13 protein-coding genes are annotated in these 13,634 nt (G+C 72.4%); 12 read left to right on the forward strand and 1 reads right to left on the reverse strand.

The window, feature by feature from the left end:
• Positions 1 to 65: 65 nt before the first annotated feature.
• Genes F6B42_RS04260 through F6B42_RS04275 form a run of 4 tightly spaced genes read left to right on the forward strand, consistent with a single transcriptional unit; the run spans position 66 to position 4,328 of the window.
• Positions 66 to 719: a GntR family transcriptional regulator gene (locus F6B42_RS04260; RefSeq protein WP_396652443.1), complete on the forward strand. Its 654-nt coding sequence runs from the start codon at positions 66 to 68 to the stop codon at positions 717 to 719.
• The gene (locus F6B42_RS04265) at positions 716 to 2,236 is read left to right on the forward strand and encodes an MmgE/PrpD family protein (RefSeq protein WP_150418318.1); all 1,521 of its coding nucleotides are present in this window, start codon (positions 716 to 718) and stop codon (positions 2,234 to 2,236) included. The genes F6B42_RS04260 and F6B42_RS04265 overlap by 4 nt, the downstream gene beginning before the upstream one ends.
• Positions 2,236 to 3,156 carry a methylisocitrate lyase gene (gene prpB, locus F6B42_RS04270; RefSeq protein ID WP_150418319.1) on the forward strand — a complete coding sequence of 307 codons (921 nt, stop codon included), beginning with the start codon at positions 2,236 to 2,238 and terminating at the stop codon, positions 3,154 to 3,156. The genes F6B42_RS04265 and prpB overlap by 1 nt, the downstream gene beginning before the upstream one ends.
• Positions 3,157 to 3,158: 2 nt before the next feature.
• Positions 3,159 to 4,328 carry a bifunctional 2-methylcitrate synthase/citrate synthase gene (locus F6B42_RS04275; RefSeq protein WP_150418320.1) on the forward strand — a complete coding sequence of 390 codons (1,170 nt, stop codon included), beginning with the start codon at positions 3,159 to 3,161 and terminating at the stop codon, positions 4,326 to 4,328.
• 9 nt (positions 4,329 to 4,337) lie between these two features.
• Here F6B42_RS04275 and F6B42_RS04280 read toward each other — a convergent pair whose 3' ends face one another.
• Positions 4,338 to 5,102, reverse strand: coding sequence for an SDR family oxidoreductase (locus F6B42_RS04280; RefSeq protein ID WP_150418321.1), 765 nt, complete (start codon positions 5,100 to 5,102; stop codon positions 4,338 to 4,340).
• A gap of 295 nt (positions 5,103 to 5,397) precedes the next feature.
• On the opposite strand from F6B42_RS04280, the gene F6B42_RS04285 reads away from it, so the two are divergent.
• From F6B42_RS04285 to F6B42_RS04320, 8 genes are all read left to right on the forward strand, one after another.
• The gene (locus tag F6B42_RS04285) at positions 5,398 to 6,933 is read left to right on the forward strand and encodes a CoA-acylating methylmalonate-semialdehyde dehydrogenase (RefSeq protein WP_150418322.1); all 1,536 of its coding nucleotides are present in this window, start codon (positions 5,398 to 5,400) and stop codon (positions 6,931 to 6,933) included.
• Positions 6,934 to 6,979: 46 nt separating this feature from the next.
• The gene (locus tag F6B42_RS04290) at positions 6,980 to 8,134 is read left to right on the forward strand and encodes an acyl-CoA dehydrogenase family protein (RefSeq protein ID WP_396652444.1); all 1,155 of its coding nucleotides are present in this window, start codon (positions 6,980 to 6,982) and stop codon (positions 8,132 to 8,134) included.
• Positions 8,131 to 9,057 (forward strand): 3-hydroxyisobutyrate dehydrogenase, encoded by a 927-nt coding sequence (gene mmsB / locus F6B42_RS04295; RefSeq protein ID WP_223878331.1) that lies wholly within the window; start codon positions 8,131 to 8,133, stop codon positions 9,055 to 9,057. The genes F6B42_RS04290 and mmsB overlap by 4 nt, the downstream gene beginning before the upstream one ends.
• 2 nt (positions 9,058 to 9,059) lie before the next feature.
• Positions 9,060 to 9,866 carry an enoyl-CoA hydratase-related protein gene (locus F6B42_RS04300; RefSeq protein ID WP_150418324.1) on the forward strand — a complete coding sequence of 269 codons (807 nt, stop codon included), beginning with the start codon at positions 9,060 to 9,062 and terminating at the stop codon, positions 9,864 to 9,866.
• Positions 9,866 to 10,399, forward strand: a complete 534-nt coding sequence (locus tag F6B42_RS04305) for a MarR family transcriptional regulator (protein WP_150418325.1) — start codon at positions 9,866 to 9,868, stop codon at positions 10,397 to 10,399. The genes F6B42_RS04300 and F6B42_RS04305 overlap by 1 nt, the downstream gene beginning before the upstream one ends.
• A gap of 42 nt (positions 10,400 to 10,441) precedes the next feature.
• Entirely contained in the window at positions 10,442 to 11,218 is a 777-nt protein-coding gene (locus tag F6B42_RS04310) for an electron transfer flavoprotein subunit beta/FixA family protein (RefSeq protein ID WP_150418326.1), read from the forward strand.
• 11 nt (positions 11,219 to 11,229) lie between these two features.
• On the forward strand, positions 11,230 to 12,225 hold the full coding sequence (locus tag F6B42_RS04315) for an electron transfer flavoprotein subunit alpha/FixB family protein (protein WP_150418327.1): 996 nt from the start codon (positions 11,230 to 11,232) through the stop codon (positions 12,223 to 12,225).
• Between the two features lie 76 nt (positions 12,226 to 12,301).
• A complete protein-coding gene (locus F6B42_RS04320) occupies positions 12,302 to 13,621 on the forward strand; it encodes a cytochrome b/b6 domain-containing protein (RefSeq protein ID WP_223878332.1) in 1,320 nt (439 codons plus the stop codon).
• Positions 13,622 to 13,634: the final 13 nt, after the last annotated feature.

The raw sequence follows: 13,634 nt of genomic DNA on the forward strand, positions 1-13,634 counted from the left end.
TCCGTCAGCGCGCCACTGTGTATACAATCGGGGCGCGGGGGTGCCGAATGCGAGTCAGCGATCGAGTGAGCGACAACGTCGGAGCTCGAGCCAGCGATCGTGTGTATTCGACACTGCTCACCGAGATCCAGACCGGTGCCCTCGCGCCCGGAGCGGTTCTCGCGGAGACCGAGCAGGCGGCCCGGTTGGGCGTGAGCCGGACGCCGCTGCGAGAGGCGATCGCGCGCCTCGCCGCCGACGGACTGGTCCAGCAGACATCGCCGCGCGTGACGGTCGTCTCGCCGATCGATGCGGACGACATCCGAGCCCTGTTCGATCTGCGTGGCGCCCTCGAGGAGGCCGCAGCCCGGCTGGCGGCTCGCCGCGGAGACCCGGGCGTGTTCGATGCGCTGGCCGCGGAGTTCGCGCACGCGTCCGTCGACGGGGAGGCGGCCCGCGACGCCTACTACGCCCTGATCGCCCGGTTCGACGCCGCCGTCGACGCGGCGATCGGGAACGACTATCTCGCCGCGTCGCTGCGCACCGTGCGCACGCACCTCGTGCGGGTGCGCCGCCTCGCCCGCTACAAGCCCGAACGGCTCGCCCGCTCCGTCGACGAGCACCGCGTCATCGCGGAGGCGATCGCCGCCCGCGACGCCGAGCTCGCCGCGCACGCCACTCATGTTCATCTGAAGCTGGCGCTGGCCAGCATCCTCGACTCCCTGGAGGTACCCGCATGACCGTCGCCCACTCCGTCCGCGTCCACCGCAGCGACGAGGAGCTGTCCCGGGACGGCCAGCTCGCGTGGAAGATCGCCGAGGTCGCCGTCGACCCCGTCGCCGTCGACCCGGACGTCGTCGAGATGATCGTGAACCGCATCATCGACAACGCCGCCGTCGCCGCAGCATCCCTCACCCGCGCTCCCGTCAGCTCGGCTCGCGCGCAGGCGCTCGACCACGCCGTCTCGCGCGGCGGCGCCGGGGCGGGCGTGTTCGGCGTCACCGAGGTCACGAGCCCGGAGTGGGCGGCGTGGGCGAACGGGGTGGCCGTCCGCGAGCTCGATTACCACGACACGTTCCTCGCGGCCGACTACTCCCACCCGGGCGACAACATCCCGCCGATCCTCGCGGTCGCGCAGCACGTGGGTGCCGACGGCGCGGCGCTCGTGCGCGGACTCGCCACCGGGTACGAGATCCAGATCGACCTCGTCCGCGCGATCTGCCTGCACAAGCACAAGATCGACCACGTCGCCCACCTCGGTCCCTCGGCCGCCGCCGGCATCGGCACGCTGCTCGGCCTCGACGCCGCCACCATCTACGAAGCCGTCGGTCAGGCGCTCCACACCACGACCGCGACCCGCCAGTCGCGCAAGGGCGAGATCTCGACCTGGAAGGCACACGCGCCCGCCTTCGCCGGCAAGCTCGCCGTCGAGGCGGTCGATCGCGCGATGCGCGGTGAGACGAGCCCGAACCCCATCTACGAAGGCGAGGACGGCGTCATCGCCTGGCTGCTCGACGGACCGGACGCCGCCTACAGCGTGCCGCTGCCGGCCGCGGGCGAGTCGAAGCGCGGCATCCTTGATTCGTACACGAAGGAGCACTCCGCCGAGTACCAGGCGCAGGCCTGGATCGACCTCGCCCGCAAGCTGCACGGCGCGCATCCCGAACTGGCCGACCCGGCGAACGTCGAGGGCATCGTGCTGCACACGAGCCACCACACGCACTACGTGATCGGGTCGGGGGCGAACGACCCCCAGAAGTACGACCCGTCGGCATCCCGCGAGACGCTCGACCACTCGATCCCGTACATCTTCGGGGTCGCGCTGCAGGACGGCGGATGGCACCACGTCGACTCCTACACGCCCGAGCGGGCGGCGCGCCCCGACACGGTCGCGCTCTGGCAGAAGATCACGACGGCCGAAGACCCGGAGTGGACCCGCCGGTACCACTCCGAGGATCCCGCCGAGAAGGCCTTCGGCGGCCGGGTCGAGATCCGCCTCGCGAACGGCGAGACGATCGTCGACGAGATCGCCGTCGCCGACGCCCATCCGCTGGGGGCGCGCCCGTTCGAACGCGCCGACTACGTCCGCAAGTTCCGGATGCTGGCGGGGCCCGTGCTCGAGTCCGCCGAGATCGACCGGTTCCTCGCCCTCGTCGAGCGCCTGCCCGAGCTCACCGCCGCCGAGGTGCGCGAGCTGAACATCGTCGCCCGCGCCGGCGTCGTCGACGCCGCGCCGAACCCGCGGGGTCTCTTCTGATGCTGCACAGCACGACCTCCGCGACGGAGAAGCGACGGCTGCTCCGCGAACGGCTCGCGAGCGGTGGGATCCTCCGCTTCCCGGGCGCGTTCAATCCGCTCTCCGCACGCCTCATCGAGCGGAAGGGCTTCGACGGCGTCTACATCTCGGGCGCGGTGCTCTCGGCCGACCTCGGGCTGCCCGACATCGGGCTGACGACGCTCACCGAGGTCGCCGGGCGCGGGCAGCAGATCGCGCGGACGACGGAGCTGCCCGCCCTCATCGACGCCGACACCGGCTTCGGCGAGCCGATGAACGTCGCCCGCACGATCCAGACGCTCGAAGACGCCGGCATCGCCGGCTGCCACATCGAGGACCAGGTGAACCCCAAACGCTGCGGGCACCTCGACGGCAAGGCCGTGGTCGACGATGCGACGGCGCTCCGCCGCATCCGCGCAGCCGTCGATGCGCGCCGCGACCCCGGCTTCCTCGTCATGGCCCGCACGGACATCCGCGCCGTCGAGGGGATGCCGGCAGCGGTCGACCGTGCGAAGGCGCTCGTCGACGCCGGAGCCGACGCGATCTTCCCCGAGGCGATGCGGACGCTCGAGGAGTTCGCCGCGATCCGCGAAGCCGTGGATGTGCCGATCCTGGCCAACATGACCGAGTTCGGCAAGAGCGAGCTCTTCTCGGTGGCACAGCTGGAAGCGGTCGGGGTGAACATGGTCATCTGGCCGGTGTCGCTCCTGCGGATCGCCATGGGCGCCGCCGAGCGGGCACTCGATACGCTGATCGAGCACGGCGAGCTGAGCAGCCGTCTCGGCGAGATGCAGCACCGCGCCGATCTGTACGACCTGATCGACTACGAGCAGTACAACCGCTTCGACACGAGCATCTTCGACTTCACGGTCGACAGGGACGAACCCGTCACGAAGGAGTGATCATGGCAGACGCCGACATCAGGAAGGGCCTCGCCGGGGTCACGGTGGACACCACCGCCGTGAGCAAGGTCGATCCCGAGAGCAACTCGCTGCTGTACCGCGGGTACCCCGTTCAGGAACTCGCCGCGACCCAGTCGTTCGAGGCCGTCGCGCATCTGCTGTGGCACGGCGAGCTGCCGGATGCCGAGCAGCTCGCCGCGTTCGAGCGGTTCGAGCGCGCGCACCGCGAGCTCGACGCCGATGTGCGCGCGATCATCGATGCTCTGCCGGGCCACGCGCACCCGATGGACGTGCTGCGCACCGCGGTCTCGGCCATCGGTGCGGCGGCGCCCGATGTGTCCGACAACGCGCGGAATGCCGACCTCCGGAAGGCGCGCCTGCTGCTGGCGAAGATCCCCGCGATCGTCGCGTACGACCAGCGTCGCCGGCGGGGGCAGGAACTCATCGCGCCGCGGGATGACCTCGACTACTCGCGGAACTTCCTCTGGATGACCTTCGGCGAGGAGCCGGACGACGTCGTCGCCCACGCGTTCACGGTCTCGCTCATCCTCTATGCCGAGCACTCGTTCAACGCCTCCACCTTCACCGCCCGGGTCATCACGAGCACGACGAGCGACCTCTACTCGGCCGTCGTCGGCGCGATCGGGGCGCTCAAGGGCGCCCTCCACGGTGGCGCCAACGAGGCGGTCATGCACGTCTTCGACGAGATCGGGACCGCCGACAGGGTCGGGCCGTGGCTCGATGAAGCGCTCGCGCACAAGCGCAAGATCATGGGCTTCGGGCACCGCGTCTACAAGAAGGGCGACTCGCGCGTTCCGACGATGAAGGCCGCCCTCGACACCCTCGTCGAGCATGTCGGCGCAGCCGACCTCGCCGCGCTCTACGACGAGCTCGAGTCCGAGTTCGTCGCGCGCAAGGGCATCTACCCGAACCTCGACTACCCGTCGGGTCCGGCCTACCACCTGATCGGGTTCGACACCCTCACCTTCACGCCGCTGTTCGTGGCGGCCCGCGTCGCGGGATGGTCGGCCCACATCATGGAACAGGCGGCGTCGAACGCGCTCATCCGGCCGCTCTCGGCCTACGACGGCGTGCCCGAGCGGCACGTCGCGGGGTACGTCCCGACGGAGGCCGACCGCGAGGTGGCCGAGCGCGACGAAGAGGCGAGCTGACGCAGCGGACTACTGGGGCGCCATGCGGAGCGCGCCGTCCATCCGGATCGTCTCGCCGTTGAGGTAGTCGTGGGCGGCGAGCATCAGGACGAGCTGCGCGAACTCCTCCGGGCGAGCGAGCCGGTGCGGGAACGGCACGCTCTCGGCGAGCGATCGGCCGACCTCCGGTCCGAGCGATGAGAGCATCGGCGTGTCGACGATGCCGGGGGCGATCGTGTTCACCCGGATGCCGCTGCGCGCCAGATCGCGTGCTGCGGCGATCGTCAGCGACACCACCCCGCCCTTCGAGGCGGCGTAGGCGGCCTGCCCGATCTGCCCCTCGTAGGCGGCCACCGAGGCCGTGGTGACGACGAGGCCGCGTTGACCCGCGGCATCCGGTTCGGTCTGCGCGATGGCCTCGGCCGACAGCCGCAGCACGTTGAACGTCCCGACGAGGTTGATCTCGACCGTCCGGCGGAACGTCTCGAGGTCGTGCGCTCCGCGTGAGGAGAGGATGCGGCGGGCCGGCGCGATGCCGGCGCAGGTGACCGCGAGCCGCAGCGGCGCGTCGTCGTGGGCGGTGGCCGCCGCGACGGCCCGGGCGACGTCCTCTTCGTCGGTCACGTCCCCGGCGACCAGGGCCACACCCGCCGGCGGGTCACCGGCTCGCTCGATCGCGGCAGCCAGGTCGAGTCCCACGACGTGCCCGCCCGCCGCCGCGAGTGCCGTGGCCGTCGCCAGCCCGAGTCCGGATGCGGCGCCCGTGACGAGCGCCGTGGTGCCGTCGATTCTCATACGGTGTCCTCCTCGGCGACGCGTGCGGCGCCGGCCCGAGCCGGGCGCGGATGCACGGGATGCTGCTCGCCGCGCCGCGGTGGCAGCCGCCTGCGCGGCGTGCCGTCGCGCATCCCTTGCACGGGGGTGCAGGCCCCCGAGACGATGACCGACGACACGGCTCCTCCTCGAGCGTCGAACTGCGGTTCGCGCCCACCATACGTCAGCGTGCGCGGGTGCAGGATCCATTGACGCCCTGCGAAATAGATGGGTACCCTACGAACGCGCACGGCGATGTGCGCCGGAAGGCGATCCCATGACCGACGAGTCCGCATCCGCGTCCCCGCGAGAGCCGGTGCGAGCGCTCGCGCACTTCATCGGCGGTCGCGCCGTGCCGGGGACGTCCGGGCGCTTCTCGGACGTCTTCGACCCGAGCACGGGCCGCGTCCAGGCGCGCGTGCCGCTGGCGAGCGCCGACGAGGTGCGCGCCGCGGTCGACGCCGCCGCCGATGCGCAGCGCGAATGGGGCGGCTGGACCGCGCAGCGCCGGGCGCGCGTGCTCCAGCGCTTCCTCGACCTCGTCGCCCGCGACGCGGACGACCTCGCGCGGCTGCTCTCCAGCGAGCACGGCAAGACCGTGGCCGACGCGCGCGGCGACATCCAGCGCGGGGTCGAGGTCGTCGAGTTCTCCCTGGGTGCGCCGCACCTCCTGAAGGGCGAATTCTCGCTCGATGTCGCCACGGGGGTCGACGTCTCGTCGATGCGCCAGCCGCTCGGCGTGGTCGCGGGCATCACGCCGTTCAACTTCCCGGCGATGATCCCGCTCTGGCAGGCGGGTCCCGCGCTCGCGGCCGGTAACGCCTTCGTGCTGAAGCCGAGCGAACGCGACCCGTCGGTGCCGCTGCGACTGGCCGAGCTCTTCGCCGAGGCGGGCCTCCCCGCCGGTGTCTTCAGCGTCGTGGGCGGTGACAGGACCGCCGTCGACGCCCTGCTCGACGACGACCGGGTGCGCGCGGTCGGGTTCGTCGGCTCGACCCCCATCGCGAGGTACATCTACGAGCGGGCCGCCGCGCGGGGCAAGCGCGCCCAGTGCTTCGGCAGCGCGAAGAACCACATGATCGTCATGCCCGATGCCGACCTCGACCAGGCCGCCGACGCGCTCATCGGGGCCGGCTACGGCTCGGCGGGGGAGCGCTGCATGGCGATCTCCGTCGCGGTGCCGGTGGGCGCCGAGACGGCCGATGCTCTCGTGGCCAGGCTCGCCGAGCGCGTGGCGGCCCTGCGCGTGGGGGCGGCGCTCGACGCCGACGCCGACTTCGGCCCCCTCGTGAGCGCCGAAGCCGTGCAGCGGGTGAGCGAGTACATCGAGACGGGCATCGCCGAGGGCGCGACCCTCGTGGCCGACGGTCGCGGACTCGTCGTCCCCGGCCACGAGGGGGGCTTCTTCCTCGGCCCGACGCTGTTCGACGACGTCGAGCCCGACCACACGATCTACCGGGAGGAGATCTTCGGGCCGGTCCTCGTCGTCGTCCGCGCGGACGACTACGAGACGGCTCTCCGGCTGCCGAGCGAGCACGTGTACGGCAACGGGGTCTCGATCTTCACGAGGGACGGCGACACCGCGCGCGACTTCACCGCCCGGGTCGAGGTCGGCATGGTCGGGGTCAACGTGCCGATCCCCGTCCCGATCGCCTCCTTCACCTTCGGCGGCTGGAAGCAGTCGGGTTTCGGCGATCTGAACCAGCACGGAGCCGACGCGTTCCGCTTCTACACGAAGACCAAGACGGTCACGACGCGCTGGCCGTCGGGGATCAAAGAGGGTGCCAGCTTCGTGATGCCCGTCCTGAGCTGACGCCGCGGGCATCGATGGACGTGATGAGGAGGACGAGACGATGACGATGGATACGACGATCGACGACCGCCGGGAGCTGGTCTCGGCGGTGCGCGAGTTCTCGGACGCCGAGCTCGCGCCATTCGCCGGCGAGCGGGACGCCCAGAAGATCTTCCCGATCGACGCGCTGCGCCGAGCCGGCGACCTCGGGCTCGGCGGCATCTGCGTGAGCGAGGACTCCGGCGGCTCGGGCCTCACGCGCTCGGACTCGATCGCGATCTTCGAGGAGCTCGCGAAGGGCGACACCGCGGTCGCGGCCTACATCTCGATCCACAACATGGTGGCCTGGATGATCGACGCCTTCGGCGACGAGCAGCAGCGCGCGCGCTGGCTGCCGGGCCTGGTGGCGATGACCGACCTCGCCAGCTACTGCCTCACCGAGCCGGGAGCCGGATCCGATGCCGCCGCGCTCACGACGTCGGCGCGGCGGGAGGGGGACGAGTACGTCCTCACCGGGGTGAAGCAGTTCATCTCGGGCGCCGGTGCGTCATCCGTGTACGTCGTGATGGCGCGTACCGGGGGCCCGGGGCCGCACGGAATCAGTGCGATCGTCGTCCCGGGCGATGCCGCGGGCCTGTCGTTCGGACCGAGTGAGCGGAAGATGGGCTGGAACGCCCAGCCCACGCGTCAGGTCGTCCTCGACGGGGTCCGCGTTCCCGTCGGCAATCGCCTGGGCGCCGAGGGCGACGGCTTCGGCATCGCGATGAAGGGACTCAACGGCGGCCGGCTCAACATCGCCGCATGCTCGCTGGGCGGGGCGCAGTGGACACTCGATCGCGCGGTGGCCCACGTCCGCGATCGCGAGGCCTTCGGCGCGCCGCTCGCCGCCAACCCGAGCGTCGTCCTCATCGTCGGCGACATGGAGACGCAGCTCCGCGCCGCCCGGGCGCTGCTGCAGACCGCGGCGGCCGACCTCGACGCCGGGATCGCGGGCGCCGCGGTGACGTGCGCCGCAGCGAAGCGGTTCGCGACCGACGCCGCCTTCGAGGTCGCGAATGCCGCGCTCCAGCTCCACGGGGGCTACGGCTACCTGCAGGATTACGGCATCGAGCGGGTCGTCCGCGATCTGCGCGTGCACCAGATCCTCGAGGGCACGAACGAGATCATGCGGCTGATCGTCGGCCGCGCCGAACTCGAGGCCTCGGCGAAGGGTCTGTCGTGACCGTCCTCGCCTTCCTGGGCCTCGGCCACATGGGTGCTCCGATGGCGGCGAACCTCGTGCGCGCCGGCGTCGACGTGCGCGGCTTCGACGTCGTGCCGGCGGCCCTCGACGCGGCGACGGCGGCCGGCATCCGCGTCACGGAGTCGGCGACGGAAGCGGTTCGCGGCGCCGACGTCGTCCTGACGATGCTGCCGAGCGGCCGCCACGTGCTCGAGGCCTACCGCGGCGGCCTGCTGGGGGCCGCGGCACCCGGGACCCTCTTCGTCGACTGCTCGACGATCGCGGTCGACGACGCACGCGAGGCTGCGGCGCTCGCCGTGGCCGCCGGCCATCGGGCGGTCGACGCCCCGGTCTCGGGCGGCGTCGTCGGGGCGACCGCGGCGACCCTCACCTTCATGGTGGGCGCCGGCGACGCGGAGTTCGCGGCGGTCCGGCCGGTGCTGGAGCTCATGGGCTCGCGCATCGTCCACTGCGGCGGGTCGGGGCTCGGCCAGGCGGCGAAGGTCTGCAACAACATGATCCTCGGGGTATCGCAGATCGTCGTCGGGGAGGCGTTCGTCCTGGGGGAGCGGCTGGGACTCGCGCACGAGGCGCTGTTCGAGGTCGCGTCGGGCGCGTCGGGACAGTGCTGGGCGCTCACGACCAACTGTCCCGTGCCCGGCCCGGTGCCCACGAGCCCGGCGAACCGGGACTACGCGGCGGGATTCGCCGGCGCGCTGATGTCGAAGGACCTGGGCCTCGCCGAGGAGGCGATCCACGTGACGGGCGTCGACGCGCAGCTCGGGCTGCTCGCGCGACGCATCTACGCCGATTACGCCGCGGGAGACGGCGGCTCGCGCGACTTCTCGGGCATCATCGAGGAGATCCGCTCGCGTTCGGCGATCGGATCCGCGAGCGTGACAACCGAGGAACGAGGCGCCTGAGCATGGCCGACACCCAGAACGTCGATCACGAGAACACCGAGTACCGGAACATCCTGACCCGCGCCGAGAATCGTGTCGGCTACATCGCCCTGAACCGGCCAGAGGCGCTGAACGCGTTGAACCGCGCGCTCGTCGGCGAGCTCGTGACGGCCGCGCGAGCGTTCGACGACGACCCGGGCATCGGCGCGATCGTGGTCACCGGATCGGAGAAGGCATTCGCCGCCGGCGCCGACATCAAGGAGATGGCCGACCAGAGCTACGTCGACATGTTCCTCGACGATCCCTTCGCGCGATTCGGCGAGTTCGGGCGCCTGCGGACCCCGGTGATCGCCGCGGTCGCCGGCTACGCGCTCGGCGGCGGCTGCGAGCTGGCGATGATGTGCGACATCATCCTCGCGGCCGACACCGCGGTGTTCGGACAGCCCGAGATCAACCTCGGCGTGATCCCCGGCATCGGCGGCACGCAGCGGCTGCCCCGCGCGATCGGGGCGTACAAGGCGGCGGAGCTCGTCCTCACCGGCCGCACGATGGCGGCGGACGAGGCCGAGCGCGCGGGCCTCGTCTCGCGGATCGTCCCGGCCGCCGAGCTGCTCGCCGAGGCCACGCGCGTGGGTGAGACGATCGCCGCCAAGTCGCTTCCGGTCGTCTATGCGGCGAAGGCCGCGCTGCGGGCGGCGCAGGAGACGACCCTCGCGCAGGGCCTGGCGAGCGAGAAGCAGGCGTTCACGTCGGCGTTCGCCCTCGAAGACCAGACCGAGGGCATGGCCGCCTTCCGCGACAAGCGGACCCCGCAGTTCCGGCACCGCTGATGAGCGCGTCGAGGCTGCCCGTCGATCCGATCGCGGAGGCGCGACGGCAATGGGTCGACCACGGGTGGGCCGAGGCCGCGGTCGGGATGTCGGCGGTCACCTCGATCATCCGCGCGCAGCAGCTCCTGATGCAGCGCGTCGACCGCGCCCTCCGGCCCTTCGACCTGTCCTTCGCCCGGTTCGAGCTGCTGCGTCTGCTGGCCTTCACGCGCGAGGGCGTGCTGCCGACCTCGAGCGCCGTGCGCCGGCTCCAGGTCCACCCGACCAGCATGACGAGCACCGTCGCACGGCTCGAGCGCGACGGCCTCGTCGAGCGGGAGCGGCATCCCGAGGACGGCCGGGCGCTGCTGCTGCGGATCTCGCCGCCCGGGCGCGAGCTCGTCGAGCAGGCGACCGCCGCCCTCAACGCGGAGGTGTTCGCCGACGTCGGCCTGCCGGGTGCGGAGACGCTGGACCTCGTCCGCCTGCTCGCCCGCCTCCGTCGGGGCGCCGGAGACTTCGCCGACCCGCCCGCCGTCCCGGAGCCTTTCTGACCCGTGCCCGTGTGATCCCGCCCCGCCGCTGAGGAACCATCGATGAAGATCGCCGTCCTGACGAAGGAAGTCCCCGACACCTGGGGGGACCGAACGCTCGACCTCGAGACCGGTCTCATCGTCCGCGGCGCCGGTGAGCGGGTGCTCGACGAGATCTGCGAGCGGGCCCTCGAACTCGCGATGTCGCACGCCGATGCGAACGAGGGAACCGAGGTCGTCGTCGTGATGATGGCGCCGGCGGAGGCCGCGGCATCCGTTCGACGGGCGCTCGCCCTGGGGGCCTCGTCGGCCGTGCATATCGTCGATCCCGAGCTGGTCGGTGCCGATCTCGGGCTCACCGCCGAGGTGCTCGCCGCGGCGGTCCGCCGTGTCGGCGCGGACCTGGTCATCACCGGCGACCGCTCGACCGACGGCGGCGGCGGCGTGCTCGCCGCAATGCTCGCCGAGCACCTGCGGATGCCGCACCTGACCGGTCTTTCGTCGGTGACGATCTCTGACGGCGAGGTGAGCGGCACGCGGATCACCGACGCATCGACCGCTCTACTCTCGGCGACGCTTCCGGCCGTCGTGTCGGTCACCGAGGCGCTCCCGGACGCCCGCATGGCCAGCTTCAAGAACATCATCGCCGCGAAGAAGAAGCTCTACGAGACCGTGAGTGTCGCCGAGCTCGGGGTCTCGGTCGACCCGGGCGCCTCGGCCTACGCGATCGTGACCGCCGCCGCCGCGGCGCCCCCGCGGGCGGCGGGGACGACGATCACCGACGAGGGGGATGCCGGCATCCGCCTCGCGCAGTACCTGATCGAGAACCGGCTGGCGTGACGGAGGACAGCATGACCGACACAGTGGCCACCACCCCGGGCTCTGCGGTGCTCGTGCTCCTCGAGACGGTGCCCGCGGGCGGCCTGTCACCCGCGGGCGCGGGCCTCATCGCCGCGGCAGCCCGGGTCGGCGATCCGGTCGCGCTCGTCGTCGGCCCGGACGTGGCGGCGCGCGCCGCCGAGGCGGGAGCCTGGGGCGTCCGCCGTGTGCTGACCGCCGAGGCGGAGCGCGGGAGGGTCGGCGTGCCGACGGTCGATGCTCTGGCCGCGGCCGTCGCCCTCCTCGCCCCGGCCGTCGTCGTGGTTCCGGACTCGGCCGACGGTCGCGACGCCGCGGGCCGGCTCGCCGTGCGGCTGCGCGCCCCGCTCGCCGTCGACGCGATCGGCCTCGGGCGCGACGACGAAGGGGTCATCGCGCACCATTCCGTCTGGGGTGGTTCGTACACCGTCGACTCGGCTGCCACCTTCGGACCCCTCGTCGTGACCCTGCGCGAGGGCGCCGTCGCCGATCGTCTCGAGGCGGTCGACGTCGCCGACGTGGTCGTCGAGGCGCTGTCCGTCGTCGCCTCGGACATGCCGGCGGCGGTCGTCGTCTCGGAGGCCGCGACGGCGCGCACCTCGTCGCGCCCCGAGCTCCGCGGTGCCGCGCGGGTCGTGTCGGGCGGGCGCGGGCTCGGATCCGCCGAGAAGTTCGCCCTCGTCGAACAGCTCGCGGATGCCCTCGGGGCAGCGATCGGGGCCTCGCGTGCCGCGGTGGATGCCGGATACATCCCCGCCGCCCACCAGGTTGGGCAGACGGGTGTGTCGGTGTCGCCGCAGCTGTATGTCGCTCTCGGCATCTCGGGTGCCATACAGCACCGCGCGGGCATGCAGACCGCCGGCACGATCGTTGCGATCAACCGGGATCCCGACGCTCCGATCTTCCGGATCGCGGACTTCGGCGTCGTCGGCGACGTCTTCGCCGTCGTGCCGCAGCTCCTCGAGGCTCTCGCCGAGAAGCGGGGCTGAGATGTCGGCGACGCTGCGTCGAGGCCTGCCGAGGGTGCCCGGAGGCGAGCCGTGGCCGCCGCCGGCGGAGCGCCCGGTGACCGCGCCCCACGCGCCCGGTCGGCTGATCACCGAGCCGAGCGCGGACCTCGCGGCGGGCTCGAGCACGGCTCCGGTCGTCGAGGCGCGCGGCCGGGCGGGGGCGAAGGCCGCTCCCGGCCCGAGCGGCGCGGGCGGCCCGAGCGGCGCGGGCGGCCCGAGCGGCGCGGGCGGCCCGAGTGGCGCGCGCGGAGCGCGCGGAGGCACGGTGCGCGTGCGCCGCGGACTGCCGCGCGTCGCGGGCGGCGACCCCTGGCCGCCGGACGCGGCCGTCCCGAACCCGACGGCGGTCGTCGGCATCCCCTCGGGACCGCGCGCACCCCTCGGCTTCCGCCCGACCGTGTTCCCGGGGCGTGCGGCATCCGTCCGCCCCGACCCGCCGGCCGAACCCCGGCGACTCGGTCCGTTCACCCGCGTGCAGTGGATCGGCGCGCTCGCGGTGACGGGGGTCGCCCTGGTGTTCGCGGTCGGCATGATCGTGCTCGCGACGCGCTGGCTGCTGTCGACCGAACCCCTGCAGAGCTTCGTCGCGACGTACCCGGGCGAGTACCCCCTGCCCGAGGGCGCACCGGTCGGGCTGCCGGCGTGGCTCGGATGGCAGCACTTCCTCAACGCCTTCTTCCTGCTGCTGATCATCCGGTCCGGACTGCAGGTGCGACGCGACAAGCGGCCCTCGGCCTTCTGGACGCCGCGCCGACCGGGCGCCCGCAAGATGAGCCTCGCGCTCTGGTTCCACCAGGCGCTCGATGTGCTGTGGGTGGCCAACGGCATCGTGTTCGTCGTGCTGCTGTTCGCCACGGGGCAGTGGATGCGGATCGTGCCGACGTCGTGGGACGTCGTACCCCATGCGGTGTCGGCGGCGCTGCAGTACGCCTCGCTCGAGTGGCCGACCGAGAACGGGTGGGTGAACTACAACAGCCTGCAGCAGCTCGCCTACTTCGCCGTCACGTTCGTCGCGGCGCCGCTCGCGATCGTCTCGGGCGTGCGGATGAGCGCGGTGTGGCCCCGGCGAGCGGCGGCGCTCAACCGCGCGTACCCGGTGGAGTGGGCGCGTCGGGTGCACTTCCCGGTGATGCTCTTCTTCGTCGGGTTCATCGTCGTGCACGTCGCCCTCGTCCTCGCCACCGGGGCGCTTCGGAACCTCAACCACATGTACGTCGCGCGCGGGTCGACCGACCCCGGCGCCGTCGCGGCCGACGCGACGGGCTTCTGGATCTTCGTCGCCTCGCTCGCGGTGATGGCGGGCGGCTGGATCGCCGCACGCCCCCTCGTCCTGGTTCCGATCGCGCGCCTGTTCGGTTCGGTATCGACTCGCTGAGAGCCCCGGGGCG

The sequence above is a fragment of the Microbacterium radiodurans genome, assembly GCF_008710705.1.
Classification (GTDB): domain Bacteria; phylum Actinomycetota; class Actinomycetes; order Actinomycetales; family Microbacteriaceae; genus Microbacterium; species Microbacterium radiodurans.

Coding starts and splice junctions, on each gene's coding strand:
- prpB (WP_150418319.1), top strand. CDS start 2,236: ATGCTGCACAGCACGACCTCCGCGACGGAGAAGCGACGGCTGCTCCGC.
- F6B42_RS04305 (WP_150418325.1), top strand. CDS start 9,866: ATGAGCGCGTCGAGGCTGCCCGTCGATCCGATCGCGGAGGCGCGACGG.
- F6B42_RS04310 (WP_150418326.1), top strand. CDS start 10,442: ATGAAGATCGCCGTCCTGACGAAGGAAGTCCCCGACACCTGGGGGGAC.
- F6B42_RS04315 (WP_150418327.1), top strand. CDS start 11,230: ATGACCGACACAGTGGCCACCACCCCGGGCTCTGCGGTGCTCGTGCTC.
- F6B42_RS04280 (WP_150418321.1), bottom strand. CDS start 5,102: ATGAGAATCGACGGCACCACGGCGCTCGTCACGGGCGCCGCATCCGGA.
- F6B42_RS04300 (WP_150418324.1), top strand. CDS start 9,060: ATGGCCGACACCCAGAACGTCGATCACGAGAACACCGAGTACCGGAAC.
- F6B42_RS04275 (WP_150418320.1), top strand. CDS start 3,159: ATGGCAGACGCCGACATCAGGAAGGGCCTCGCCGGGGTCACGGTGGAC.
- F6B42_RS04265 (WP_150418318.1), top strand. CDS start 716: ATGACCGTCGCCCACTCCGTCCGCGTCCACCGCAGCGACGAGGAGCTG.
- F6B42_RS04290 (WP_396652444.1), top strand. CDS start 6,980: ATGGATACGACGATCGACGACCGCCGGGAGCTGGTCTCGGCGGTGCGC.
- F6B42_RS04285 (WP_150418322.1), top strand. CDS start 5,398: ATGACCGACGAGTCCGCATCCGCGTCCCCGCGAGAGCCGGTGCGAGCG.